The organism is Cytobacillus oceanisediminis 2691, from assembly GCF_007678455.1.
GTDB lineage: Bacteria > Bacillota > Bacilli > Bacillales > Cytobacillaceae > Mesobacillus > Mesobacillus oceanisediminis_A.
This window is the reverse complement of record NZ_VEEP01000007.1, coordinates 97,290-122,173: the sequence shown is the minus strand read 5'-3', so window position 1 is coordinate 122,173 and position 24,884 is coordinate 97,290. Positions and strand designations below refer to the sequence as shown.

25 protein-coding genes are annotated in these 24,884 nt (G+C 44.1%); 8 read left to right on the top strand and 17 right to left on the bottom strand.

All coding sequences use genetic code 11. From position 1 onward, the window contains the following. Positions 1-170: 170 nt before the first annotated feature. The 5 genes from FS736_RS14875 to FS736_RS14855 form a co-directional block, all read right to left on the bottom strand. Positions 171-1,427, bottom strand: a complete 1,257-nt coding sequence (locus tag FS736_RS14875; protein ID WP_144478637.1) for a Ger(x)C family spore germination protein — start codon at positions 1,425-1,427, stop codon at positions 171-173. Next, entirely contained in the window at positions 1,402-2,511 is a 1,110-nt protein-coding gene (locus FS736_RS14870) for a GerAB/ArcD/ProY family transporter (protein ID WP_144478635.1), read from the bottom strand. Before FS736_RS14870 ends, FS736_RS14875 begins: the two co-directional genes overlap by 26 nt. A 3-nt stretch (positions 2,512-2,514) precedes the next feature. Further along, positions 2,515-4,059 (bottom strand): spore germination protein, encoded by a 1,545-nt coding sequence (locus FS736_RS14865; RefSeq protein ID WP_144478633.1) that lies wholly within the window; start codon positions 4,057-4,059, stop codon positions 2,515-2,517. Positions 4,060-4,176: 117 nt separating this feature from the next. Beyond that, entirely contained in the window at positions 4,177-4,767 is a 591-nt protein-coding gene (gene uptA / locus FS736_RS14860; protein ID WP_144478631.1) for an undecaprenyl phosphate transporter UptA, read from the bottom strand. 308 nt (positions 4,768-5,075) lie between these two features. After that, positions 5,076-5,279 (bottom strand): hypothetical protein, encoded by a 204-nt coding sequence (locus FS736_RS14855; RefSeq protein ID WP_144478629.1) that lies wholly within the window; start codon positions 5,277-5,279, stop codon positions 5,076-5,078. A 212-nt stretch (positions 5,280-5,491) separates the two neighbouring features. On the opposite strand from FS736_RS14855, the gene FS736_RS14850 reads away from it, so the two are divergent. Next, on the top strand, positions 5,492-6,490 hold the full coding sequence (locus FS736_RS14850; RefSeq protein WP_144478628.1) for a potassium channel family protein: 999 nt from the start codon (positions 5,492-5,494) through the stop codon (positions 6,488-6,490). 20 nt (positions 6,491-6,510) lie between these two features. Here FS736_RS14850 and FS736_RS14845 read toward each other — a convergent pair whose 3' ends face one another. The 3 genes from FS736_RS14845 to FS736_RS14835 form a co-directional block, all read right to left on the bottom strand. Further along, on the bottom strand, positions 6,511-6,918 hold the full coding sequence (locus FS736_RS14845; protein ID WP_144478626.1) for a YugN-like family protein: 408 nt from the start codon (positions 6,916-6,918) through the stop codon (positions 6,511-6,513). Between the two features lie 314 nt (positions 6,919-7,232). Next, positions 7,233-8,582: a glucose-6-phosphate isomerase gene (locus tag FS736_RS14840; protein ID WP_144478624.1), complete on the bottom strand. Its 1,350-nt coding sequence runs from the start codon at positions 8,580-8,582 to the stop codon at positions 7,233-7,235. A gap of 287 nt (positions 8,583-8,869) precedes the next feature. Further along, positions 8,870-10,033, bottom strand: coding sequence for an iron-containing alcohol dehydrogenase (locus tag FS736_RS14835; RefSeq protein ID WP_144478622.1), 1,164 nt, complete (start codon positions 10,031-10,033; stop codon positions 8,870-8,872). A gap of 203 nt (positions 10,034-10,236) precedes the next feature. Between FS736_RS14835 and FS736_RS14830 the strand changes: the two genes are divergently transcribed. Beyond that, positions 10,237-10,470 carry a DUF378 domain-containing protein gene (locus FS736_RS14830; protein WP_144478620.1) on the top strand — a complete coding sequence of 78 codons (234 nt, stop codon included), beginning with the start codon at positions 10,237-10,239 and terminating at the stop codon, positions 10,468-10,470. A 38-nt stretch (positions 10,471-10,508) separates the two neighbouring features. Here the strand turns inward: FS736_RS14830 and FS736_RS14825 are convergent, their stop codons facing one another. The 4 genes from FS736_RS14825 to FS736_RS14810 all read right to left on the bottom strand — a co-directional run bounded on the left by FS736_RS14825 (position 10,509) and on the right by FS736_RS14810 (position 15,279). Beyond that, a complete protein-coding gene (locus FS736_RS14825) occupies positions 10,509-11,702 on the bottom strand; it encodes an ornithine--oxo-acid transaminase (protein WP_144478618.1) in 1,194 nt (397 codons plus the stop codon). Between the two features lie 810 nt (positions 11,703-12,512). Next, positions 12,513-12,905: a S1 domain-containing post-transcriptional regulator GSP13 gene (yugI, locus tag FS736_RS14820; RefSeq protein ID WP_144478616.1), complete on the bottom strand. Its 393-nt coding sequence runs from the start codon at positions 12,903-12,905 to the stop codon at positions 12,513-12,515. A gap of 123 nt (positions 12,906-13,028) precedes the next feature. Next, positions 13,029-14,729, bottom strand: coding sequence for a hypothetical protein (locus FS736_RS14815; protein ID WP_144478614.1), 1,701 nt, complete (start codon positions 14,727-14,729; stop codon positions 13,029-13,031). Beyond that, complete coding sequence (locus FS736_RS14810; protein WP_144478612.1) at positions 14,722-15,279, bottom strand: RNA polymerase sigma factor; 558 nt, start codon at positions 15,277-15,279, stop codon at positions 14,722-14,724. Before FS736_RS14810 ends, FS736_RS14815 begins: the two co-directional genes overlap by 8 nt. 274 nt (positions 15,280-15,553) lie before the next feature. On the opposite strand from FS736_RS14810, the gene FS736_RS14805 reads away from it, so the two are divergent. The 3 genes from FS736_RS14805 (at position 15,554) to FS736_RS14795 (ending at position 18,356) form a co-directional block, all read left to right on the top strand. After that, on the top strand, positions 15,554-16,897 hold the full coding sequence (locus FS736_RS14805) for a sodium-dependent transporter (protein WP_144478610.1): 1,344 nt from the start codon (positions 15,554-15,556) through the stop codon (positions 16,895-16,897). 93 nt (positions 16,898-16,990) lie between these two features. Then, a complete protein-coding gene (locus FS736_RS14800; RefSeq protein ID WP_144478608.1) occupies positions 16,991-17,248 on the top strand; it encodes a helix-turn-helix domain-containing protein in 258 nt (85 codons plus the stop codon). Positions 17,249-17,498: 250 nt separating this feature from the next. Further along, on the top strand, positions 17,499-18,356 hold the full coding sequence (locus tag FS736_RS14795; protein ID WP_144478606.1) for an alpha/beta fold hydrolase: 858 nt from the start codon (positions 17,499-17,501) through the stop codon (positions 18,354-18,356). A 24-nt stretch (positions 18,357-18,380) separates the two neighbouring features. Here FS736_RS14795 and FS736_RS14790 read toward each other — a convergent pair whose 3' ends face one another. Further along, positions 18,381-18,641, bottom strand: a complete 261-nt coding sequence (locus FS736_RS14790; RefSeq protein WP_144478604.1) for a DUF1871 family protein — start codon at positions 18,639-18,641, stop codon at positions 18,381-18,383. Positions 18,642-18,725: 84 nt separating this feature from the next. On the opposite strand from FS736_RS14790, the gene FS736_RS14785 reads away from it, so the two are divergent. Continuing rightward, positions 18,726-19,895: a MalY/PatB family protein gene (locus FS736_RS14785; protein WP_144478602.1), complete on the top strand. Its 1,170-nt coding sequence runs from the start codon at positions 18,726-18,728 to the stop codon at positions 19,893-19,895. 54 nt (positions 19,896-19,949) lie between these two features. Here FS736_RS14785 and FS736_RS14780 read toward each other — a convergent pair whose 3' ends face one another. The 3 genes from FS736_RS14780 to FS736_RS14770 form a co-directional block, all read right to left on the bottom strand. Then, positions 19,950-20,399, bottom strand: coding sequence for a hypothetical protein (locus tag FS736_RS14780; protein ID WP_144478600.1), 450 nt, complete (start codon positions 20,397-20,399; stop codon positions 19,950-19,952). A gap of 259 nt (positions 20,400-20,658) precedes the next feature. Beyond that, on the bottom strand, positions 20,659-20,871 hold the full coding sequence (locus FS736_RS14775) for a hypothetical protein (protein ID WP_144478598.1): 213 nt from the start codon (positions 20,869-20,871) through the stop codon (positions 20,659-20,661). Positions 20,872-20,944: 73 nt separating this feature from the next. After that, on the bottom strand, positions 20,945-21,667 hold the full coding sequence (locus FS736_RS14770) for a peptidylprolyl isomerase (RefSeq protein ID WP_144478596.1): 723 nt from the start codon (positions 21,665-21,667) through the stop codon (positions 20,945-20,947). 104 nt (positions 21,668-21,771) lie between these two features. On the opposite strand from FS736_RS14770, the gene kapB reads away from it, so the two are divergent. Next, positions 21,772-22,158 carry a kinase-associated lipoprotein KapB gene (kapB, locus tag FS736_RS14765; RefSeq protein ID WP_144478594.1) on the top strand — a complete coding sequence of 129 codons (387 nt, stop codon included), beginning with the start codon at positions 21,772-21,774 and terminating at the stop codon, positions 22,156-22,158. A gap of 40 nt (positions 22,159-22,198) precedes the next feature. Here kapB and kapD read toward each other — a convergent pair whose 3' ends face one another. Then, complete coding sequence (kapD, locus tag FS736_RS14760) at positions 22,199-22,822, bottom strand: 3'-5' exonuclease KapD (protein WP_144478592.1); 624 nt, start codon at positions 22,820-22,822, stop codon at positions 22,199-22,201. A gap of 274 nt (positions 22,823-23,096) precedes the next feature. On the opposite strand from kapD, the gene FS736_RS14755 reads away from it, so the two are divergent. Beyond that, on the top strand, positions 23,097-24,851 hold the full coding sequence (locus tag FS736_RS14755; protein WP_260983612.1) for a transglycosylase domain-containing protein: 1,755 nt from the start codon (positions 23,097-23,099) through the stop codon (positions 24,849-24,851). Positions 24,852-24,884 lie beyond the last annotated feature (33 nt).

The following is a 24,884-nucleotide window of genomic DNA, read 5'->3' as shown; positions in this document are numbered from 1 at the left end:
AATGGCCGGCACATTCATTGATAGGAAAAATAATGGAGTGCTATGCAAGACAAAGACAAAAGGACGATAACAATAGCTCCAACCTTGTTTTTTTGCCGCCAAAGCGTTATACCAAATAATAAATAATACAATATGATAAAAGCTATGGCGATCCACATAATCAGTACCATCTAATCCCTCACTTCTTCAAGGTCAGGCAGCTTCGTCTGGCGTCCAAATTCACCAAATCGAATGGAGACATTCACCTTAACTACTGCATCAGGATAGGTGTGCATCCAGTCAAATTCACGGAATTCCCGGAGGGTGGCAAACTCCTTCCTCATCGGTATGGATAAATCGAATGTATCTCCTTTTAATTCTTCCTGACTATAGACTATAAAATCGGTGAAGTTTTTTCCTATTGCAGCCGTAAGAGATTTTTTAAGCTTCTTGACCTTGTCACGGTTCTTTGCGTAATTGGTCATGCTTGGGTCGCTGTATACTTCTATAAATAAAGGAACCTCAATTTCAATGGTTGGCCGGCCATTTCCGGTAATCAGCTTAAATTTATTGCTTTTTTTTTGAGAAATTCTTAAGCTCAGCTTATATCGCTCATCAAAAGGGTCTTGGACTGCGGTCAGGATATCCTCGGTAGTCCAGGTATTGTCTAATAGACTTGATATCCTTGTCTCTTCCCCGGTTATTTTGCCAATCATCATTCCTTCTTTGAATACAGCAGATCCCATGAACTGGGCATTATTTGTCGTGCCTTTTACTTGAATCTCACCCGCCATGAGGTCATCATCGGTCGTTTCCATTTCATCTTTTTCCACTTTTTTGGTGGTAGCGTATATCGCCAGAAATAAATCGGCATCGCTTTCAGTGACCCGGAAAAAACTATTCAAGTCTGCTTCGGGAATCATGCCAGTCTCCTGCCCTCTTTCGATCATCAGTTCTAAAAATTTATGCGGCCTGGTTTCAATTCTTGGTTGATTAAATTTGATGAAGTCTGCCGCATCCTCCCGGGTGACTAATAATTGCGCGCTTCGCTTAATTTCCCGATCCTTAGTTGCACTGTAGATGACCCTGATAAAATCCGGGTCTCTGGCTAATTCTTCTGAAACGATAAGCACCTGAAGCAGGTCATAGGATATTTCCTTCGCCACCACAGTATTGGCTGTATTGCGCGATGAAATAAAATCATCAGCAACCAAAGTCACAATTTCCTGCGGAGGCTCATTCGCTCCGCCAGCAGTCTGCTGGGAACCCACCTCCGGATTTGCAATCAGGTATGTGACTCTAACCTTTCCTTCTGCTTTATGCTTATCAAGTCCTATACCAATGACATATGCCTTATCATCCAGTTCCTTGTGATCCCAGCATCCCGCCAGGCTCAAAGTGATAGCCGAGAGGATTGCCACTTTAATGATTATAGAGTGAATTTTCATTCTTAAAATCCCCCCGAATTTTCGCCACTACCCACATTAATGGCGGCATCATCATAAAAGCAGGACTCAAGACGACAAGTACTTTTTCCCTCAGCGAGTAGAGGGTGATCGATGGGGCATCAGGTAACAATCCCATCAGCAAGATGATGGTTGCGATCAAAGGAATGAGATATTCAAACTCATTAATTTTAAGAACGCCTCCCAGGAATATGGCGATTAGGTATAGATAAAACGAAAAACGGATAAAAGTCGCGACCAGCCAAAAGGGAAAAAATAAGGTTTCTACGTTGGCCAAGAATCCTATTTGAATATATCTGATTGTTTCATGGAAAGGATAGTTCAGCATTTCTGCAGTAGTATAATCAAATAAAACGACAAAGGCAACAAGCGCCAGGCTCATTTCTACTGTTAAAAAACCCAGACCAATGAGTGTGCCTTTTTTCATTTCCTTATATGAAGTCACGACAGGCATAATAAGGGCAAGAAAGAAAAAATCAACAAATATTGAGACATTTTTCACGGAAGATTTTGCAACTTCGAGCGGCCCTTCACCCCACAAAGGGAAAAGATAACCTAGTGTTCCTTCGCGAAAAGTAAAAATCAGGGCGATGAACAAGGTAATCTTGATGTATGGCAGCAAAAGCCAGGATACAGCGCCTATCTGTTCTATGCCCCTCTTTGCTCCATAAGCGCAAATAACCATTAAAATGATATAAAGAATGACTGCTGGTGTTTTCGTGAAATACATCGTGCCAATTATGTCGACGTAGGTACCTGAGTCTGCAATCACTGCTGCTGTCCCGCCAATTATCAACAGAAGAGATAGTATATTCCCTAAAAATTTCCCAAAAAGGTGCAATAAAATTTCATGCAGGTTTTTACCTTTATGAGCTGAATACACTTTTATTAAAAAAAGGATCGGCAGAAGTGAAAGAAGGCCAATCAGCAACGTTGCTATCCAGCCGGCATTTTTGGCATTTTCATAAATAATCGCAGGGGTGTCATCACTCAACTTCGCTCCAATGGTCAACGAGATAATAGCGAAATATTCTTTTATGCCAATTTTCCCCTTATCCTGTTTCATCGCCTATTCTCCATTAGTCTTTTTTTGTAGATCTGCACTTTTCAAGAAGCCTGGCCTCAAGATTTCATTTTTCGTCAGCCTGCGGAAAATTGTATCATTCGATGACTTGTAATTTGGTGACATAGGCGCTAAATACGGCACACCAAATGACTTGATTGAAACCATATAGAATAGCCCACCGACAAACATTGCAGTCATACCATAAATGCCCATCATCGACGCACTCAGGATAAATAGAAAGCGCATCAGTCTTACGGCGAAGTTCAAACTTATATCACTGACTGCAAACGAGCTGAGACCACCGAGAGCGACGACAATAATGACAATCGGACTAATGATATTCGCTTCAACGGCTGCCTGGCCAAGAATAAGTGCTCCAACTATTCCGATCGTCGGCCCTATTGGACTTGGCACTCGCAACCCAGCTTCCCTGATCAATTCAAAGGCCAATTCCATGATCAAAATTTCAATCACCGCAGGGAAAGGAACCTTTTCCCGTGAAGCGGCAATTGCAAGGAGCAAGTCTGGCGGAATCATTTCAGCATGGTAAGTGGTAATCGATATGTAAATAGCAGATGTGAAAATCGTGATAAAAAGAGCTGCCATTCTTAACGCTCTCGTAAAGTTTCCATAAAAGAACCTAAGATAGTGATCCTCAGGAGTGTGAAAAAAAGCCCAAAATGTTGCAGGGAGAACAAGACTATCTGGTGAGTTATCCATTAATAGAACGATATAACCATCCTCTAAAAAAGAGGCTGCCCTGTCAGGCCTCTCTGTCGAAAGAAGACTTGGAAATAATGAATAATTCCTTTCCTCAATATATTCTTCAAGCAGCGATAAGTTCTGGATGGCATTCACCTGAAGGCTCCCCAATCGTTCCTTGATGTTGTCAACCAGCTTTTCATTGGCAAGTCCGCGAATATAAACGATGTACACATCATTGTGTGAACGTTGCGAGACTTCAACGGCTTCCACTATCAAGTTCTCATTTTTGATTTTCTTCCTGAGCAGCGAGATATTGACTACGGCCTTTTCATTAAAAGCCTCTTTCGGTCCCTTGATTAAGATTTCACTGTCCGGCTTTTCGATTGCCCTGCTCTGGAAATCTGGACAATCAAGAACATATCCCCATGCTTCCCCATCCAATATGAGCAGGGCGTTTCCTTTATTCAAATCCTTTACGGCATCCTTGAACACATTTATTTCATGGACCATCTGGATGGAAACTACATCCTTCACCTTTTTATTTGCTGATGTATTTTCTGCCAGGGGCTTGAGGATGTTCTCTTCTATACTCTTAACATCTGAGATCGTGCTGATGAAGATGAGGGCAGCATTTTTTCCGAAGCCCTCAAGGTACATTTCGCGCAATTTTACATCCTTGTTGTCAGGAATACTGTACAGTTTCCTGATCACCGACAGATTGTCTTCGAGTCTCCCTGAGAACTTATGATCCTTTAATGCAGACTGCTCTCCGACCAGCTTCTCCGCTGAGCGAGGAGGTTGTTTCTGCTGTTTTTTGAACAGCCTGAGCATTTCCTTTAACATATTGAATCTACTCCCTGCCCGTGCGGTTGGCTTATTTCCTTATCTTAACTTTTACTAAACTCCTATGATTTATGAGTTTTAACCATATAAAAAAGCTCAGGAAGTTTCCTGAGCTGATCAAACCTTAGTTTTTTTCCGTGCTGCCAATAAATAGACGGCTCCTGCCCCCAGTGCAATGATGCTGAGGGGAATTATGTATGGCCTGGCCACGTCCTTGATGCCAGACCAGTTCTCGCCAAGGACAATGCCAAGATAAAGGAAAAATATCGTCCATGGAATCATCGCAGCTACAGTATACAGCGTGAACTTGATGGCCGACATGCCAGCAATCCCGGCAGGTATCGATATCGCATGCCTCACGACCGGAATGAATCTTGCCGAAAAAATAACCCCTGGTCCATATTGATCGAACCATTTTTCCGATAATTCAAGATGGTGTTTGTTGATCAATAAGTATTTCCCGTACTTCTCAAGCATCGGGCGCCCGCCCAAATAACCAAGCCAATAAAGAAAAAGCTGTGCCATCGTCCCTCCGATGGTGCCCGCGACCACTGCCCCTGTAAACCCAATGGTTCCCTCAGAAATCATATACCCACCATATCCAAGGACAATTTCACTTGGGATGATCTCAAGCATCAACCCGAGGGCAATTCCTAAGTATCCTAGGCTCGACAGCCAGTCCAAAACATTCATAATGAATGCATGCATTTTTTTCACTCCAATTCGATTGCATCTTCTCTTTTAAAAATATATTGAACAATGTACAAGTTTATCTCTATTTTTCACTAAACAGAACAAAAAGCGTAAGCGCCTCGTTCAGCCCCGACAAGCGCTGGAGGGCCGACCGGTGAAGTCGTTCTTTGACTTCATTGGGCGGACCGAAGCGACTCGAGGGGCTAGGCGCTGGAGCTAGATTAAGAATACTACATATATTTATCCACACCTAAACAATTTTCTAATTTCATAAACAATGAAAAAGAACCCGCCATTATGACAGGTTCTTTGAAAGAGAAACGTCAGCTGCGCCAACCGCCTCTTAGCAGTACCCTCAAGCCGATAAAAATGATGACGAAAGCGAAAAGTACGATAACAATGACACCTATAATGACGAAAATGCCTCCCGTAAGAGTCAACAGCATTGGACCATATTGAATCAATGCCCATCCAGCGACCATACAGGCGAGAAATAACAAAATGTTCGATCCCCAATTAAATGACATCTGATAATCCCTCCTTTCCCTATTCAGCATATGTCAGGAATAAGTATTGGTACGGGCTAATGAACTATTATGACTTTTTTGTGTAAAAAAGATTTTGCTCGACAAGAATAGAATTACATAAATTTTCCTAAGTCTGTTTTTCGATAGGGAAAAAAGGGAAAAGTAATTATTGCTTTCATACATATTGCGAGAATGAAAGAGGAGGAATAAAAATGTCTAACCTTTTGTATATGCGCTTCATCAGGCTGCCAATTCTGACAAGAATCCTGATGATTGCCGCTTTGATGATTTTCCTTTTTGGATCGGTCATCCATTTTATTGAGCCCAAAAGCTTTCCGACCGTTTTCGATGGTGTCTGGTGGGCGATCATTACCGCATCAACAGTGGGATATGGTGATTATTACCCGGTTTCTACTCCAGGAAGAATAACGGCCATGATCCTGCTCCTGGTCGGGACAGGATTTTTATCATCCTATTTCATTCACCTGTCAGCAGCAACGGTTACCAAACAGAACGCATACGCGGAGGGGAGAGTTGGTTATAGAGGGGGCGATCATATCATCATCATCGGCTGGAATGAGAGGTCACGCACAATTATCAGGTCCCTCATTCAATCCGAATCCATTATCCTGATTGACGACACACTGGGTTCGAATCCAATCAAGGAAGACAATTTGCATTTTATCAGGGGCCGTGCGAACAAGGATGAAACATTACTGAATGCCCGTATCTCAACCGCCAGAAAAGTGATCATTACTTCTGATCAAAATCTGGATGAACTGCAGGCTGATATGAATACGATTCTTACACTGCTTGCGATCAAAGGGCTGAATCCTGATATACGCTGCATTGCAGAAATCCAAACGAGTGAACAGGTCAATAACGCCAGAAGGGCAGGGGCAGATGAACTGATCCCCGCTAATGCTTTGACCAGCGCAGTCCTTTTGAACAGCATCGCCTCTCCTGAGGTTGTGAATCCATTATTGGATTTGCTTGGCCAATTAAACGGCAAACACTTGTCTTATATTGAGCCTGAAACCACTCTGATGGACAAGCACTTCCAGGAAGCAAGCAGCTTTTTGCTGAGGGAACGAAATACGATCCTGATTGGCATAAAAAGAGGGGATGACATAATCGTCAACCCCAAAAGAAATATCAAAATTAAATTTGATGATCAACTTCTTGCCATTTCAAACGATAATGATGAATAGCTTTTGGCCATTTCAAGCAATTAATGACGCAATAAGGCAATTTCTGCTTCGCGGACAAGTGAACGTCCCACTTCAATGTACTTTTCTGGAAAACTCGCATCCTTATCCACCGGTTCCTGGAACTGGTTGAAGGATGCGCTGGCATTTCCAATCTCCGCATGGTCATCAAGTCCACGCTGATATTTATGCGAAAGAAGGAATGGACGCTGAAGTGCTACAGTGCAGCCTTTTGAGTCGAGTTGTCCATCAATCGCCTTAAAGGGAAGACGCAAAAATTGATAGCCCACCTCGTCATCAATTTTATAGTCAAAGGCTCCATGGTCATAATCCCAGTTTCCCCCCACGGAATACCCCAACGGTTTAAGCAGCTGTTCCAGTTTATAAAGATCAAAATGTTTGCCCTCAAGCTCAGATTGTATCTCAATCAATGGTTTGTCCGCCTTTCCAAATGTTTTTGCTTAGTTTTAACCAAAACAGGCGAATTAATGAGCGGTGAAAGTTTGGATTGGCCAAGAATCCGGGTTTGTTCGGGGTATTAGCGTTGTGATTAGTGCCTTTATTGGCGAAAAGATGATTTTATTGGCGATTCCCACTATTTTTTTGGCGAAAATTTCTTTTTATTGGCGATTTGCACATGTTTATTGGCGAAAATCCAAAATTTATTGGCGAACTGGAAATTATTCCTTATTTTTCCAATTTCAAAACAAAAAGGAGCACCACTACGGGTACTCCTTCTTCATCATTATTTAAGTCGCTTTTCCAATTCAGCTTTCTTTTCTTCAAAGCCTGGTTTTCCAAGCAATGCGAACATGTTCACTTTGTATGCTTCGACGCCCGGCTGGTCGAATGGGTTCACGCCAAGCAGGTAGCCGCTCATCGCGCATGCTTTTTCAAAGAAGTACACAAGGTAGCCAAATGTGTATTCATCAAGCTGAGGAATTTCTACAACCAGATTCGGTACGCCTCCATCAGTATGGGCAAGCATTGTGCCTTGGAACGCTTTGTTATTCACGAAATCAACTGTCTTGCCGGCAAGATAATTCAGGCCGTCAAGATCGCTTGCAGCTTCTTCGATTGTCAGCTCATGGCGAGGCTTTTCCACCTTGATGATCGTCTCGAACAAATCGCGGCGTCCTTCCTGCACATACTGTCCAAGGGAGTGAAGATCTGTTGAGAAGTTAGCTGATGACGGGTAGATTCCCTTCTGGTCTTTTCCTTCACTTTCGCCGAACAGCTGCTTCCACCATTCAGAGAAGTACTGAAGGGATGGCTCGTAGTTGATCAGCATTTCGATTGTTTTGCCTTTGTTGTAAAGCGCGTTACGGACTGCCGCATACTGGTATGCAGGATTTTCTTCAAGCTCTGACTTGCCGAAGTCTTCCCTTGCCTGTGCCGCACCATTCATCATGGCTTCGATATCTGAACCGCTGACAGCGATCGGCAGCAAGCCTACTGCAGTCAATACAGAATAACGGCCGCCAACATCATCAGGAATCACAAATGATTCATAGCCTTCCTCGTCAGCGAGTGTCTTTAATGCACCGCGTGCTTTGTCTGTAGTCGCGTAAATGCGTTTGCGTGCTTCTTCCACACCATACTTCTCCTCAAGCATCTTGCGGAAAATGCGGAAAGCAATCGCTGGCTCGGTTGTTGTACCGGATTTTGAGATCACATTGATGGAGAAGTCTTTTCCATCCAAAAGATCCATCACATCAGTCATATAAGTTGAGCTGATGTTGTTGCCGATAAAAATAACCTGCGGAGTGTTTCGCTTTTCTTTTGGAAGAGCGTTATAGAAGCTGTGCTGTAAAAATTCAAGTGCAGCACGTGCTCCAAGATAAGATCCGCCAATCCCGACAACTAGCAGGACATCAGAATCACTTTTGATCTTTTCTGCTGACTTCTGGATGCGGGCAAATTCTTCTTTATCATAGTCGACAGGGAGATCGATCCAGCCTAAAAAGTCGCTGCCTGCACCCGTTTTTTCATGTAATGAATGGTGTGCTACTTTTACAAAATCCCTTAAATATGTAACTTCGTGTTCACCAAAAAAGCTAAGCGCCTTTGAGTAATCAAAACGAACATGTGTCATGTCTGATCCTCCATTATTTTATATTCTCTATCACTTTATCGAAATGAATCTTAATAATCAAGAAACACCACAGTATGAAAGCGTGACCAATTATGAAATATTTTTAAACTTCTATGACTCGCTTTATCTTTTTCCTAATTTAAGGGTTTTAAACAATGAAAAAGAGAAGGTTCCTGCACCCCCAAACGATGTTTATTTTCCATTGTTCCTATGTCAATTCCCTCCAGATTATTTTCAAAATAGAAAAAGGACCCGGAAATCATTCCGGGTCCTTCGCTATTTCAGCTTTACAATGACATACGATAGATTTCCACTACGTCGTCTTTATTCATTTTTGCAAAGTTGCCAAATTCACCGTTCGCCATTGCTTTATCGGCCATCAAATCTAGTTTGCTGTCGTCAATGTCATAATCAGCGAGTCGTGATGGTGCGCCGATGCTGTTCCAGAATTCACGAAGCTTTTCGATTCCTTCAAGTCCAGCTTCTTCGTCTGTCTTGCCATCAGGATTCACACCGAATACTCTGACAGCCATTTTCTTGAATCGCTCTGGTTTTACTTTGAGATTATGCTTCATCCAGTTCGGGAACAGGATCGCCAGGCCGCCTCCGTGAGGGATATCGTATACTGCAGATACAGCGTGCTCGATATTATGGGTAGCCCAATCACCGCGGTAGCCCATATTCAGGATGCCGTTCAAGGCCATCGTTCCAGCGTAAAGGATTGTTGCACGGTACTCATAGTTTTCCAGGTCATCAAGCAGTTTTGGGGCTGTTTCCATCACAGTCAACAGCAGGGATTCGCACATGCGATCCTGGAATTCCGTATTCTCGGTCAGATGGAAATAGTGTTCGAAAACATGCGACATCATGTCGACAATACCATAAATCGTCTGGTTCTTCGGCACTGAATAAGTGTTCACAGGATCAAGGATCGAGAATTTCGGAAATGTTACCGGGCTTCCCCAGCCGTACTTTTCATTCGTTTCCCAATTTGTAATGACAGAACCGGCATTCATTTCTGAGCCCGTTGCTGCCAAGGTGAGCACAGTTCCAAACGGTAGAGCTTCAGAAGCAAAAGCTTTCTTGGTTACCAGGTCCCATGCATCCCCCTCATATTTTGCTCCGGCAGCAATTGCCTTTGTGCAGTCGATGACGCTGCCTCCGCCTACTGCCAGAAGGAATTCAATACCTTCTTCTTTGCAGATTTTCACGCCCTTATGGACAGTCGAAAGCCGGGGATTCGGTTCCACACCGGAAAGCTCGAATACTTCAGCTCCAATTTCTTTAAGAGTGCTCATCACAGAGTCATAAAGTCCATTACGCTTGATGCTACCGCCGCCATAAACCAGCAGTACCTTCTTTCCGTATTGCGGAACCTCATTTTTAAGTTCCTCAAGCTGGCCTTTGCCAAAAATCAGTTTTGTTGGATTATAAAAAGTAAAGTTGTCCATTTAAATCACCTTCCTCTAGGGATTATTATGTTCTTTTTCCAAACGCATTGCAAAAAATACACTCCTTAATGTTCTCTAATGTGCTGCAAAAAGTTACAACTTTTTTTAGAAGGGTAGGTAAGAAATATAGGGCGGATGAATAATTCATACCGTGCTGAAACATTCTATAAAAGAACAAATTTAATTTTAAGGAGGAAATATCCATGAGCGGTATTCAACGTGCAGCACTTGTTCTTACCATAATCGGGGCCATCAACTGGGGCTTAATCGGATTCTTCCAATTTGATCTTGTAGCAGCAATCTTTGGCGGCCAGGATTCAGCGTTGTCAAGAATCATCTATGGTTTGGTCGGACTTGCTGGCTTAATTAACATTGGACTTCTTTTCGCACCAAGCGAAAGAGAGGAAAGAGCAGCAGAACCACGCGCTACCCGATAAAAACCAAAAACCCGCCAACAGGCGGGTTTTTTATCGTTTTATGATAAAACTTTCTTGATTCGCTCGATGGCCCAGTCCAGTTCTTCAAGGCTGATGACAAGCGGCGGTGCGAAACGAATGACTGTATCATGCGTTTCTTTGCACAACAGGCCTTCTTCTTTCAATTCTTCACAGTATTTGCGTGCCGGTTCTGTCAGCTCGACGCCAATGAACAGGCCGCGGCCGCGGATATCCTTGATCATTGGATTATCGATTTCGCGAAGCTTGCCGACAAAATATTCTCCGAGCTCAAGGGAACGGTCAGCAAGTTTCTCATCAATCAGCACATCAAGAGAGGCGATGGAAACGGCACAAGCCATTGGATTGCCTCCGAAAGTCGATCCGTGTGAGCCAGGGTTGAAAACTCCTAACACAGCATGATCCGCCACTACACAGGAAATCGGGAATACCCCGCCGCCAAGTGCTTTTCCGAGAATATACATATCAGGCTCAATGCCTTCCCATTCGCATGCAAACATTTTTCCGGATCTGGCCAGACCAGCCTGGATTTCGTCCGCAATGAACAGGACATTGTTTTCTTTACACACATCAAAAGCCGCTTTCATAAAGCCTTCAGGAGGGATGACGATGCCTGCCTCGCCCTGGATCGGCTCAATCAGGAACGCTGCAGTATTTGGTGTGATGGCTTCCTTCAGGGCTTCAAGGTCTCCGTAAGGAATCAATTTGATGCCTGGAAGCATTGGCCCGAAACCGCGCTTATATTCTTCCTCAGAAGATAACGAAACAGCTGTCATCGTGCGGCCGTGGAAGTTGCCGACGCATGCGATGATCTCTGCCTGGTTTTCCACGACACCTTTTACATCATAAGCCCAGCGGCGAGCTGCCTTCACTGCCGTTTCCACTGCCTCAGCTCCAGTGTTCATCGGCAGGGCCATTTCTTTGTTCGTCAACTTGCAGACCTTCTCATACCATGGTCCAAGCTGGTCATTGTGAAATGCCCTTGAAGTAAGCGTCACGCGATCTGCCTGGTCTTTTAACGCCTGGATGATCTTCGGGTGACGGTGCCCCTGGTTGACAGCTGAATAAGCGCTTAGCATGTCCATATATTTGTTGCCTTCAGGATCCTCTACCCAAACTCCTTCTGCCTTCGAAATAACGATCGGCAGCGGATGATAGTTATTCGCACCATACTTTTGAGTCTGTTCAATCAATGAACTCGTTTTTGTCGTCATGAATCTTCCTCCGTTCCAATGAAAAAATTGGTTAGACAATCATATTGTAACCTGTAAGCTCTTTCATTTTAACCCCCTAAAAGAGAATTGAGGCGGAATATCGGTTTTGGTTATGCCAACTTGGGGTTTTCACTGATGATTCTTGTCCGAAGACGTGCCGGGTTCGGACAGCTTTTTGGGTTTCTCTTTGAAACTTGTCCGAAGTCAGGCCTAGTTCGGACAGCTTTTCGGGGTTTTCTCTGAAACCTGTCCGAAGTCGTGCCGGGTTCGGACAGCTTTTCGGGGGTTCCTCTGAAACTTGTCCGAAGCCACACCAACTTCGGACAGCTTTTCGGGGTTTCCTCTGAAACTTGTCCGAAGTCAATCCATGTTCGGACAGCTTTTCGGGTTCACTCTAGAAACTTGTCCGAAGCCACACCAACTTCGGACAGCTTTTCGGGATTTCCTCTGAAACTTGTCCGAAGTCAGGACATGTTCGGACAGCTTTTCGGGGGTTCCTCTGAAACTTGTCCGAAGTCAACCCATGTTCGGACAGCTTTTCGGGTTCACTCTAGAAACTTGTCCGAAGCCACACCAACTTCGGACAGCTTTTCTGGGTTTCCTCTGAAACTTGTCCGAAGTCAATCCATGTTCGGACAGCTTTTCGGGTTCACTCTAGAAACTTGTCCGAAGTCACACCAACTTCGGACAGCTTTCCCGAATTCACTCTAAACCTTGTCCGAGCTTGGCCCAGGTCAAACAATATATCCTCATCAAAAAGCAAACCAACAAAAAAAAACCGGACGCAATGTCCGGTTTCTGCTTTGAAGCTTATTTCTTAGCCATATCTGACTGGTTGATCCACTCTTGAAGCTTATCCTTCAACGTGTTGAAGCCTTGTGCTGAGTCGTCTTGCTGCTGTACGACTGCAGCAGGGCGCTTGCTGCGTGGCTTTTTAGCGCGTTGTGGCTGTTCTGGAGCTTCTTCAGTTGCACGGATTGATAAGCCAATTTTTCCAGCAGCTTCATCAATTGACAATACTTTCACTTTCACTTCGTCGCCAACTGACAGGTGCTCGTTAATATCCTTAACATACCCGTGTGTGATTTCTGAAATGTGCACAAGACCTTGTGTATTTTCATCTAATGCTACGAAAGCGCCATATGGCTGAATTCCTGTTACTTTACCTGTTAAAACACTGCCTACTTCGATTTTCTCTGACATGGAAACACTCCTAAATATTGTTTTATTTTATCCCATTAATACGCAATTAAAAATTATATCATATTCTGTAGCATTTATCAAAAGGAATAAGTTAATTCAATATGTGAGTGTTTCCATACCCTCTTACTGGATTGGCATATATTGTACTTTCCAGAAGCCATCCTCCTGAACCATCTGGAAGACTGGACCATCTGTACGGTCTGAGTAATGAAGCTGGATGCCGATGACTTTTTCCGGATCATCTGCTGGATGGTATAGCGAAGCGAACTGATACCCTTTCAATATTTTACTTAGATTCATACCAGGTTCGGCTTCCTCCCTTTCTTTTATATATTGTTCTTTTGGCGGGAGGGTGCTTTGCCTGCTGTATAATGCGTACTTTGTCTCATAATCCCCGACTTGGTCAGCATGGAAATACAATTGCATGATTTCAAACGGGCCATAATGTTTCAGGATATTGAAATTTTTCTTGGCAGCGAATTCCTTGTAGCTGGACAGCAGGGAATCCGGAATCGGCAGTATCTTGCTGTTAATTATATCCTCTGCCTTCAGATTCGACGGAATCTTCATATACAACGGATAAATCAGATTCAATTTTATTTCCAATTCATCTGTTGGCTGCTGGAACTGCTTTGCTTCCATCTTGTCATAAACTTCTTTCATAGCTGTTGCTGTGTCGGTCTCTGGATAGGAATCCATCAGGTATAAATAGGCTTCTTTCACCTCGTCTTTGAGAAACTTGTTGTCACCATATATCGAATTTCCTGGCGAACCTGCCGCAAACTGGACATAAAGCGATTGCGCCTCATCACAAAGGATATCCTTGATTTTTCCATCCTCCATTGTGCCAATTGCTTTTTCAAGCTTCACCAAGACATCTGCATAATTTTTATAGGAAATCACTTTCCCCATCCTGTCATGGATTCTGTTGCTCTTCAATTCAAGATACATCGCATAGTCGTCATCAACCTTGCCGCGGAGGCGGTCTGCAATATCCTTAAAGTTAACATAAGGCATCAGTTTCCCGTCTTCTTCCCGGAATGCATAGCCATTGGCCACTGCCCCTGCCGCCATCTTTCTCAAATCCTGATTTTCAAGCCCTTTTCCGCCGGCATTCATTTTTTCTACTACAGCTTCCAGTCCTTCCTTCTCGATGGCCTCTTTGATATCCCACTCGTAAAATACCATTCCGTAAAGATAGGCACCGTTAAATGAATCAAGCTGGGAAAGAAGGGGGAATTCCTCTTCAACGCTCATAGCCTTGTCATGCTTTTCAATGCGGTCAATGATTTCCGATGGAAGAATGAACGACTCGTCAATCTGGTTTATTAAAGCCTGCTTCGTATCTGTCAAATCTTTGGGATCATGGTCTTCGAGATAGGTCAAATATTCATTTTCGACTGATTCAATATCCTCAGCAATGGATGGATAAAGGTACTTTTCGAACCCTGCACCAAATCCTAGGGCCGCTTTCGTCTTGGCAACTTTTTTTGCATGGTATTGCCGCAACTCATCAAATATGATTTTCACTTCTGATTTTTTCAGCTCACGGGAACTATTTTCACCGGGGGCTGCCTGGTGCTGTTCTGTTTTCTCTTCAGAAGGTTCCTGCTCCCCGATATATTGCATCATCAGGACTCCGGCGATCATGCCGACGCCGATAAAGCTGGCGGCATATGGCAAGTGAAACCACTTTTGCTTTGTATGCTTCTTCTGGTCTTTTTTGATGGCCGCCAGGATTGCTGAACGGTTTTCCTCTTCAGGCATCTCGTCGTATGCTTTTTTCAGGCTGTCCAGCCGCTTTTCCAATAATTGATCATCCATGGTTTTCACCTTCCTTCTTCTCAGCCAGTGTAAGCAGCTTCTTTAAATGTTCCTTGCCTCTCATCATCCTGGTCTTTACATTTGCGAGCGAAGCGCCGGTAATCTCAGCGATATCGTCATAGCTTTTATCGTGAAAATAAAAGAGAATGATCGGAATGCGATACTTCTCATCGAGCTTCTGGATGCACTCATGAAGTACCTTGTCCTCTTCAAAGCGGAGGATGCTTTCCTCTGCTGTCTTCCCGTTATATGTCCTTTCCTTGCCGATTTTCAGGACCTTCTTGATCTGCCTTTGCTTATTCCGGGAAAAATCCCTCGTTACATTCAAGGTGATTTTATAAAGCCATGTGGTGAATTTTGCGTGCGAAAACTGGTCGAGGAAACGATAGACCCTGACAAACACTTCCTGTGTGATATCATCTATATCGTCATATTTGTTTCCGAGCTGGAAAGCAAAGCGGCGGACGGTCGGAGTGTGGATATCAATCAGCTCCGCAAACGCCTGCATATTTCCGTTCCGGGACCGGAATACTAATTCATCATCATTCATTTGGCTCCCCCAAACTTCTACGTATCTTTAATCAGGTGCTTCACATGGTTATTCTGGGACGGCTGCGGCCGATTGCGTCACGCAGTTACAATGTGAATGCTTTACCTATAAAACGGCGGATTTAGGTTTTTGTTTCAAAAAAATAACAAAAAGCTTAATAAATGTTTAAAATCTGAAAATGCTATGCTTTTTCCTGAAAAAATAGTAACATGAAAAGGTATTTTTTTATTTTGTCAGACAATATAAATATTCAGACTATTAAAGGAGTTTTCTTATGAACAAGCACGAACAATGGACTTCTAAGCTCGGGTTCATTCTGGCAGCCGCGGGGTCGGCCATTGGACTCGGGGCAATTTGGAAATTTCCTTATATGGCAGGAACCAATGGAGGCGGAGTTTTCCTCGTATTCTTCCTTCTGATGACTATATTCATAGGAGCACCGATTTTGCTGGCTGAATTCATCATTGGCCGGAATACCCAAAAGGATGCGGTCATGTCCTATAAGCATCTCGCGCCGAAAAGCCTGTGGCCATTGCTGGGATATGGCGGTGTTGTTGCTTCCTTCCTGATTCTTTCTTTCTATAGTGTCGTTGGTGGCTGGATCTTGTCCTATCTGGCCCGCAGCTTTACCGGATCTCTTTCGGGGCTGACCCAGGCAGAATACGGAGCCGCGTTCGAACAGACGATTTCAAATCCTGTTGAAGCGGTCGCTGTTCAGCTATTATTCCTTGTGATGACCATCTGGGTTGTGCAGGGCGGTGTCCAACAGGGGATTGAAAAAGCGAGCAAGTACATGATGCCATCTCTGTTCATCCTGTTCATCATCCTTGCGATCCGATCATTGACACTCGATGGAGCCATGGACGGGGTTGAATTTTTCCTGAAGCCTGATTGGTCCGCTGTAACAGGGCAGACCATCCTGATGGCCCTGGGACAGTCCTTTTTCGCATTGAGTGTCGGGCTATCTGTCATGGTGACATACGCTTCCTACCTTCCCAAAGGCGAAAGTCTCGCTAAATCAGCTTTTTCAGTCGTCGGCTTGAATATCCTGATCTCCTTGCTTGCCGGACTGGTAATTTTCCCAGCAGTATTCGCGCTTGGTTTTGAACCCGAAGCAGGTCCTGGCCTTGCTTTTGTCGTGCTGCCAGCGGTTTTTGATCAATTGGCTTTTGGCGGATTGTTCTTGACGGTTTTCCTGGTTCTGCTGTTATTCGCAACGCTCACATCCGCTTTTTCAATCCTTGAAATTATCGTTGCCGTCCTCTCCAAGGGCGATAAAGCCAAACGGAAAAAATTTGCCTGGATTGGCGGGATGCTCGTGTTTGTTGCTGGAATACCAAATGCCCTGTCCTTTGGTGTCCTATCGGAAGTGAAGTTTTTCGGAAAAACGTTCTTTGACCTTGCCGACTTCCTGACAAGCAATATTGCCCTGCCGCTTGGAGCATTTTTCATCGCCATTTTCGTCGGATATGTGCTGCCGAGGAAATTGGTCAGGAATGAACTTGAGGAAGGCACCGGTAACAATCCGGTACTTTTCAAGGTATGGTACTTCTTGATTCGCTACATCGTGCCTATTGGAATCGGCTTTGTTTTCTTACAGTCGATTGGTATAATCTAAAGTTAAGAAAACGTTCACATTATTGTCGATATTTTCAAAAATTTAGTGATAAAATTATAGTAAGAGATGTATTATTTTTGGAGGTGAAGAGCGATGACTGCAATTGGACAGAATATCAAAGTGTGCCGTGAACGAGCCGGAGTTTCCCAGGAGGAGCTCGCTTTAAAAATCAGGGTAGGTACCCAAACAATCCAAAGATACGAAAGCGGCGAGCAAACACCTAACTCTCAGACGATTTTGAAGATTTCTACAGCCCTTGATGTCCCAGCATCTGTGCTCATGGGAGACATTTATTACGCTGCACCGCCAGAACTAGGACAAAAACCAACCAGTTTATTAAAAGAAACGTGAGCAGGCTAAGATGAATGCCTGCTTATTTTTTTCTTGCCAAAAACTTTAGACAATAAGGTATATGATTCTGCCAAACTGGCTATCCTAATCACATAAGGCTTTCTAGTATTCCCCCCTTTTTAATGGATACCAGTAATGGTGTCCATCTTTTTTTGTTTTCCGGGCAATTTTTTGTGTGAACTTTCGATTCGCGGGGAAAATAAAGAACATACCTATCTCAATTCGTTCATAATGTCAGGAGTGAAAGCCGATGGAATTCGCCAGGAATAAGACAGTAAGAGGAATCGATCTTTATTATGAGCACTATCATAACCCTGACGCTAAAGAAAGCCTGGTTCTGCTCCATGGTTTTCTTTCTTCCTCTTTCAGCTTCAGGCATTTGATCCCGCTGCTGAAAGAAGATTATAACGTCATATCCGTCGACCTTCCTCCTTTTGGAAAAAGCGGCAAGCTATCGAGTTTTAAATATTCCTATGAGAACCTGGCCGCGACAGTAGTGGAGTTGATGAAATCCTTAGGAATCCATGAGTTCAATGTCGTTGGCCACTCAATGGGCGGACAAATCGCCATGAATATCCTGCTGCATCATCCAGATCATGCGAAAAAGGGGATCCTTCTCTGCAGTTCAGGTTATTTAAAAAAGGCGAGTCTGCCACTGGTCCTGTCCAGCTACATTCCTTATTTCCACCTTTATGTAAAGTTCCATCTGGCCCGCTCGGGAGTGAAGCAAAACCTGCAGAACGTCGTCTATGATCATTCGATGATCAATGATGAAATGCTGTATGGGTATCTTACGCCTTTTCTGGAAGATGATATATTCAAAGCGTTGACGATGATGATCAGGCACCGTGAAGGAGATCTTTCTGCCGAAGAACTGAGAAAAATAGAAGCTCCATGCCTGCTCATATGGGGGGAGCATGATAAAGTGGTTCCGGTGCGAATCGGCAGGAAACTGAACAAGGATCTGAAGCATTCCGAGCTTTTCATCTTAAAGGAGACCGGCCACCTTGTCCCCGAGGAGCGGCCTGAGGATGTGCATCAGCTTATCAATCGATTCATTGCTGTAGAGGAAATAGTTGAAGAAGCAACAGCAAACGGCAGCCGCTGATGGCTGCCGTTTTGTTCGTGGCTCTTATAAAGAGCATACATCTTCATTCTTGATGGCAAGTAAAGTGTTTGCGATTGCCAGGCATTGATCATATGGCAGGACCTGTTCGAAAGAAAACTCGAAAACAGACTGAATCCTTCCGGCGATTTTATTCGCTTCGTTATAATCATGAACAGCCTGGAGAATGTCAGCAATTTCCGGATCAAACTGGCCTTCTCCGACTTTGAATGGATCCCATTTGTTCAAAACATCTATTAATTTATAGCTAAGTTCTCTCGATTCCAATCCAATCACCTGATTATTTTTTAAAAATATTTTATCATAAGTTTAGTGTCAGATAAATTTTCAGGAAAAAGGCGGTGCGTACATATGGAAAATAAAGTTTTTGATAAGGTAATCGACCGGAACAATACGCATTCAGTAAAATGGGATGCTGTCGGAAAAGTGTTTGGCATAGACGATGTCCTGCCAATGTGGGTTGCAGATATGGATTTCCACCCTCCCCAGGCGGTCACCGATGCTTTAAAAAACCGGATTGACCACGGAATATTCGGATATACTTTTGTCCCGATGTCTGTGACAGAGACAATCCAGGACTGGATGAAAAAGCGCCATGACTGTGAATTCAAGAAATCATCCATCCTTTTCAGCGAAGGCGTCGTCCCTTCGATCAGCACGGCGATCCGCGCTTATACGGAAAAAGGTGATAAGGTGCTCGTTCACTCCCCTGTGTACACACCATTTTTCAACATGGTTAAAAATAACGACCGCACCCTGGTTACTTCGAATTTATTGGTTGAAAACGGACGCTTTGAATTGGACTTTGCCGACTTTGAAGCCAAGCTGCAGGATGGCGTGAAACTTTTTATCCTCTGCAACCCGCATAATCCTGGTGGAAGGGTATGGACGAAGGATGAACTGGAGAAAATCGGTGACCTGTGCGTAAAGCATGATGTTCTGATTGTTTCCGATGAAATCCATTCAGATTTGGTGTTCAAGCCAAATGTCCATATTCCCATCGCTTCGATCAAGGAAGAATTCAGGGAGATTACGACTACATTCATCGCGCCAAGCAAAACCTTCAACCTTGCCGGGCTTCAGGCATCTGCAGTCCTGATACCGAACAAGGAGCTGAAGGCAAAGTTCAAGGAATTACAGGAGCAGCAGGGCTTTTTCACATTGAACACCTTTGGGATCGCAGGAATGGAAGCGGCCTACCGGTACGGAGAAGAATGGCTTGAGCAGCTGCTTGTCTACCTTGATGAGAATATGAAAATCACGACTGACTTTATTGCTGAACATCTGCCAGCACTCAAACCAATGAAGGCCGATGCCACTTACCTTCTCTGGATCGACTGCCGCGAGCTTGGTTTGAGCGACGAGGAAATCAAAAATCAGCTTTTGGAGAAAGGAAAACTGGGCCTGGAACCAGGAACGAAATATGGCGAAGGCGGTGAAGGCTTCGTCCGGATGAACCTCGCCTGTCCGCGGGAAACCTTATATGAAGGACTCGAAAGATTGAAGAAGGCATTCAGTTAGATTTTTAGGCACGATATAAGCAATGGAGCCACCTATATCAGGCTGGCTCCATTTTTATGCGCTCACTTCAAGCGCTTCATAATATGGCTGGAGGGAATAGTGGATGATGGTGTCCATGAAAGGATGAAGCTTTGACGGTATCAGCGTCCGGGCAAAATCCCAGGCATTCATCTCAATCTGAAGGGCAATCCCCTTTTTCGAAACATCATTAGTGGTTCCATCCATCTTCTGAATCAATTCTGCAAGTTCACGGTCCTCAGCATGTCCGATCTCATGCGCGAAAACAACGGCAAGATAATTTTCATACTGGTCCAAAGAGGAAAAAAGCTGCAGGCACTGCGCCTTGATCTCTTCAATATATAAAGTAATCGTATGACTGCCAAAGTTATATTTCCCGCCCGCAAACCGGTCTCCTGGGAAAAAATCCTCAAGTTCAACTTTCACACTGCTGCCAGATTGGACAAGAATTCGTTCAACAATCTTCTCTATCTGTAAGTTCTTCAATTTATACCCCTACTCTTGATTTTTAGAATATAAATTGTATTATAACGTTTTAGTAAAATAATGAAAAGATGAGTTTTACCCCAATTTTTAATGAGTTAAACCTTTTCGAAACAAGATAATTGCCTTTTTTTCGTGAAAATAGTTAATAATCCCGCGAAGTCGGCGCTTAATTCCGCGAAAAACAGACTGAATTCCGCGAACTGGAAATTTCACTCGATTTTTACCAATTTTTCACCCGCAAAAAAGAACAGCCATTGAATCAGCTGTTCTCATTTGTATCATTCATTCGCTTCATGACTGCCCGCTCGTGTTCCTTTGCTTTCTGGGCTTCTTTCTTCGATACTTTGATGATGAATCGCATCGTCAGGATGGCCCCGATCAGGAAAACGAGTGAAGTGATTGCGGCGGGAATGTATTCTGTTTTATCTTCCGGAAAATATAAAAACAATGAGATGACAAACCACTTACTCATTCTCATCTTCCTTTCATCAGCTCTCCAAACATTATAGCAAGGTTTGGTGTTTCGTCCAACCGCAAACAATTGCCTACTTCAGTACATTGATTTTTTCGATTACAACGTCTTTTTCCGGCTTGTCCCCGGCACCTGTTGGGACAGAAGCGATCTTGTCAACGACATCCATGCCTTCGATTACCTGGCCGAAAACCGTATGTTTGCCGTCCAGATGTGGGGTACCTCCATTTTCATACATCTTAAGTACCTCTTCTGGATAGCCTGCTTCCTTCATTTGTTCCGGTAAGCTTGGATCCAACTCTTTATTCTGGACGATGAAAAATTGGCTTCCGTTCGTGTTTGCACCTGCATTTGCCATTGACAATGCACCGCGGATATTAAAAAGTTCTCTTGAAAACTCGTCTTCGAATGGATCTCCATAAATGCTCTCACCGCCAGCTCCAGTTCCTTCAGGATCCCCGCCCTGAATCATGAACCCATCTATAACGCGGTGGAATGTAACTCCTTCATAGTAACCCTCTTCACTATGCTTGATAAAGTTTTCAACTGCTTTTGGCGCCTGCTCAGGGAAAAGCTTGATTTTGATTTTCCCCATCGAGGTGACCATTTCAACAAGCCGCTCATTTTCCTGGACTTCTGCATTCGCTTGAGGGTAGTCGAGATTTTCATCGGCTGCTTGTCCGCCATTCGTCGTTTCTTCCTTCTGCTTGTCTGCTTCTTGCTTCTCACCCGCCGTGCCGCAGCCAGCAAGAACCAGCATCATCACAAAGAGTACTGCCATTATTTTTTTAGTCATTATATGTATCCCTCCTATAGACACTTTATACGATTGCAAAATGTTTTGCATCTTTGATTTTTGCTATAATGAAAGAAATCCAAGATTCCGAAAGGGGCATCTTTATGGCTGAATTGAATATTGGCGATCAGGTAACCGCCATTTATAAAACCGGTAAGTATATTGGTGAAATCACGGAACGGCGCCCGCAGCATTATCTTGTCCGAGTTTTGGCTGTTGCAAAACACCCAATGCAGGGCGACCTTCACAATCCCAAGGATGCAGCGGTAGGTTTTTTCCACGAAAGGAAGGCACTTTCCTTCCGCGAACAAGCAAATATCCCGGAAAAAATGGTCAAGCCGTTCGAGGGTGAAATTCCGGATTATCTAGAGTCTCTAAAAGAAGCGACAGGCAAGCTCCGTTCTGAGCTCGAAGGCGATGATTCCGCCTGGGCACAGCAAAGCCTGAGAAACCTGGACTCCCTTGAGAAGGATTATTTTAAAAACCAGTGATAACGCCAAAAGCCAGATTGTTTATTCCAATCTGGCTTTTTTATGCGAATTTATTGAGCAACTTGGAAAAATCGACCATGTCCCCGATTGTTGCGGGTTCAGGCTTCTGAAGATATTGTTTGTCTTTCTCTACGAGCTTGTAAATATGGTAGGTCGTCAGCGCATCATCCAGGGCGCGGTGATGTTTCCCGGTCCCTTCCCTTCCATATTCCTGCACTGCCTTCCAAAGACCCGTCTGATTCTGGTCGCCAAAGAAACGCTTATACTCCATTGAAAGATCAATTTGCTTCCCAGGCAACGGAAAAGCGACCGAAGCCTGCTGACAGTTTTGCTGCAGCACCTTCATGTCCATATTCCCCCAGGTCACGACCTGGCAATTTTTGTTCCCGCCAAGCAATTTCAGCTTTTCAGCCAAATCCTTGAAGGTAATTCCAGAGTTCACCTGTTCCTGGGAAATATTCAGGAATGAACGGCAGCGTTCTGTCAAAATCGGAAACCGCATTGGTTTTACATAAGATGAAAATTGTTCTACCACCTTATTGTTCTCCACCAGGACTGCCCCAGCTTCGATGATTTCCTGGTAAAATCCCCGTCTTTTGCTGTTCCTGTCAGGCATCGTGAACTCAAAATCAATAAATAATGTTGTCCTTTCCTTTTCGCTCATGCTTCCCCAACTTTCTGAAAAGCCAGTAGTTGTATGTAACCATTATATGCTTTTCGGTGCATTATTTTTTCTATTATAGCACGTTTCTTTGTAAATTTTTTAATTTTCTGCATTTTAAGCTTGTCATTTTTAAGAAGTAAATAATTTCATCCCAGGTTCCGATATTATGAGGAGTAACAGGAAAACATTCTGAAGGAAGAAAGGAAGCACCGTGCGCATTTTCACAGGCTATCTAATGATATTTCTTTTGGTTCCCGCTTTCATGGCGGTGGTCATGTTAACTTATACAGAAGCAGGCAAGGCTGTCAGCTTCAACAAAACATTGGATGAAGAGATTGACCTGGCGGAGACCAAGCTTTCCGAAACGAGTTTCATCCTTGCAGGAAACGGCGAGGTCATAACGGAGATTTACCGGCCGATGAACCGGAGTTATGCAAAGGGAAATGAAATACCAGATTTTATAAAAGATGTGTTCATAGTTTCTGAGGACCGGAATTTTGAAAAACATCCAGGTTTTGACCTGCCGGCAATTGGCCGCGCTCTCGCCATCAACATGCAGGCAGATGGAATTCAGCAGGGTGCAAGCACAATTACCCAGCAGCTGGCCAGGAACCAGTATTTGAACCATCATGAATCGTACAACCGGAAACTGAGCGAGGTTTTATATGCATACCAGCTGGAGAGGACTTTTTCAAAAAAAGAGATTCTCGAACAATATTTGAATGCGATTTACTTTCATAATAATGCGTATGGCATCAAGGCTGCCGCTGATTTCTATTTTAAGAAAGTGCCGGCGGAGCTATCAGAAAGTGAGCAGGCATTTCTTGCCGCGATTCCAAATAACCCAACATATTATAATCCTCTAAAGCATTTCAAACGGACAAAAGAGCGGCAGGAACGGCTGATCGACCAGCTTGCGCAATTCGAAAAAATTACGGCGGAAAAAGCAGAGGAGCTGAAAAAGGAGCCTATTAAGCTGAAGGTCGATTCCCGTAAAAATCTCTATCCTGATTATTCTTCATACGCGCTTTTCGAAATGAGGGAATTGATTGCCCAACAGGAGAACATACAGGATCCGGAGGAGTTAAGCCTGAAGATTGAAGATTTGCTTCGCTCAGGTGTGAGCATCCACACCAGCCTTGATATTGATAGGCAGACACAGGCAGTCCAGGCACTCTCGGCTCATTTGCCGGATGCATCGGTCCAGGCTGCCGCAGCCGTTATAAACCATGAGAACGGCAGGATCGTTGCCCTGGCGGGAGGAAAAAAATATCAAAGCGGCGATTTCAATCGGGCATTCCAGGCGTTCCGCCAGCCGGGTTCGGCCATCAAACCGCTCCTTGTGTATGCACCCTATTTTGAAAGATTTGATGTGAACACCGATTCTAGAATCAATGGGGGCTCTCTTTGCATAAAGGGGTATTGCCCAAAAAACTATGGAGGTTCAACCTATGGGATGGTTTCGCTTGAAAAAGCATTCACCCATTCGTACAACACCCCTGCCATAAGGGTTTTGCAGCAAGTAGGCATTGACGAAGCGTTCAGTGAGCTGCAGCCTTTCAAATTTAAAAATGTAACAAACCAGGATCATGTACTCGCAGCGGCAGTAGGAGGATTCACGACTGGGGTAAGTCCGCTTGAGCTGACATCCGCTTATACGGTATTCAGCAACAAAGGACTTTACCTGAAGCCAAGGGCAATCGTGAAAGTAACCAATCAGGCAGGCGAAGTTCTTTATAAATGGGATGAGCAGCCTGTTCAGGTATGGAATCCAAGCACCATCGAAAAAGTTCGGACGCTCATGAAAAAGACTGTTTCCTCGGGAACAGCCAGAAAAGCTGCAGGTGCAGGACCAGAAGCTGGCGGGAAGACGGGGACGACAAATGATTACCTTGATTTCTGGTTTGTCGGATTCAATGGTCCATTTACCGCAGGCGTGTGGGTCGGCAAAGACCAGCCGCAAAGCATGGAGGCCATCAACAATCAGTCCCCGCACCTTTTGATCTGGCGTGATATCATGAAAAAATAAACCGGGCCTCAGCCCGGTTTTTTCATATAAAAA

What these genes read in the sequence shown, in the direction of transcription:
- yugI (WP_144478616.1), bottom strand. Translation starts at nt 12,905, where the DNA reads ATGTCAGAGAAAATCGAAGTAGGCAGTGTTTTAACAGGTAAAGTAACA.
- FS736_RS14855 (WP_144478629.1), bottom strand. Translation starts at nt 5,279, where the DNA reads ATGTCATTTAATTGGGGATCGAACATTTTGTTATTTCTCGCCTGTATG.
- FS736_RS14770 (WP_144478596.1), bottom strand. Translation starts at nt 21,667, where the DNA reads ATGACTAAAAAAATAATGGCAGTACTCTTTGTGATGATGCTGGTTCTT.
- FS736_RS14875 (WP_144478637.1), bottom strand. Translation starts at nt 1,427, where the DNA reads ATGAAAATTCACTCTATAATCATTAAAGTGGCAATCCTCTCGGCTATC.
- FS736_RS14870 (WP_144478635.1), bottom strand. Translation starts at nt 2,511, where the DNA reads ATGAAACAGGATAAGGGGAAAATTGGCATAAAAGAATATTTCGCTATT.
- FS736_RS14755 (WP_260983612.1), top strand. Translation starts at nt 23,097, where the DNA reads ATGTTAACTTATACAGAAGCAGGCAAGGCTGTCAGCTTCAACAAAACA.
- FS736_RS14825 (WP_144478618.1), bottom strand. Translation starts at nt 11,702, where the DNA reads ATGACGACAAAAACGAGTTCATTGATTGAACAGACTCAAAAGTATGGT.
- FS736_RS14835 (WP_144478622.1), bottom strand. Translation starts at nt 10,033, where the DNA reads ATGGACAACTTTACTTTTTATAATCCAACAAAACTGATTTTTGGCAAA.
- FS736_RS14795 (WP_144478606.1), top strand. Translation starts at nt 17,499, where the DNA reads ATGGAATTCGCCAGGAATAAGACAGTAAGAGGAATCGATCTTTATTAT.
- FS736_RS14800 (WP_144478608.1), top strand. Translation starts at nt 16,991, where the DNA reads ATGACTGCAATTGGACAGAATATCAAAGTGTGCCGTGAACGAGCCGGA.
- FS736_RS14850 (WP_144478628.1), top strand. Translation starts at nt 5,492, where the DNA reads ATGTCTAACCTTTTGTATATGCGCTTCATCAGGCTGCCAATTCTGACA.
- uptA (WP_144478631.1), bottom strand. Translation starts at nt 4,767, where the DNA reads ATGCATGCATTCATTATGAATGTTTTGGACTGGCTGTCGAGCCTAGGA.
- FS736_RS14775 (WP_144478598.1), bottom strand. Translation starts at nt 20,871, where the DNA reads ATGAGTAAGTGGTTTGTCATCTCATTGTTTTTATATTTTCCGGAAGAT.
- FS736_RS14865 (WP_144478633.1), bottom strand. Translation starts at nt 4,059, where the DNA reads ATGTTAAAGGAAATGCTCAGGCTGTTCAAAAAACAGCAGAAACAACCT.
- kapD (WP_144478592.1), bottom strand. Translation starts at nt 22,822, where the DNA reads ATGAGCGAAAAGGAAAGGACAACATTATTTATTGATTTTGAGTTCACG.
- FS736_RS14830 (WP_144478620.1), top strand. Translation starts at nt 10,237, where the DNA reads ATGAGCGGTATTCAACGTGCAGCACTTGTTCTTACCATAATCGGGGCC.
- FS736_RS14805 (WP_144478610.1), top strand. Translation starts at nt 15,554, where the DNA reads ATGAACAAGCACGAACAATGGACTTCTAAGCTCGGGTTCATTCTGGCA.
- FS736_RS14815 (WP_144478614.1), bottom strand. Translation starts at nt 14,729, where the DNA reads ATGGATGATCAATTATTGGAAAAGCGGCTGGACAGCCTGAAAAAAGCA.
- kapB (WP_144478594.1), top strand. Translation starts at nt 21,772, where the DNA reads ATGGCTGAATTGAATATTGGCGATCAGGTAACCGCCATTTATAAAACC.
- FS736_RS14810 (WP_144478612.1), bottom strand. Translation starts at nt 15,279, where the DNA reads ATGAATGATGATGAATTAGTATTCCGGTCCCGGAACGGAAATATGCAG.
- FS736_RS14840 (WP_144478624.1), bottom strand. Translation starts at nt 8,582, where the DNA reads ATGACACATGTTCGTTTTGATTACTCAAAGGCGCTTAGCTTTTTTGGT.
- FS736_RS14785 (WP_144478602.1), top strand. Translation starts at nt 18,726, where the DNA reads ATGGAAAATAAAGTTTTTGATAAGGTAATCGACCGGAACAATACGCAT.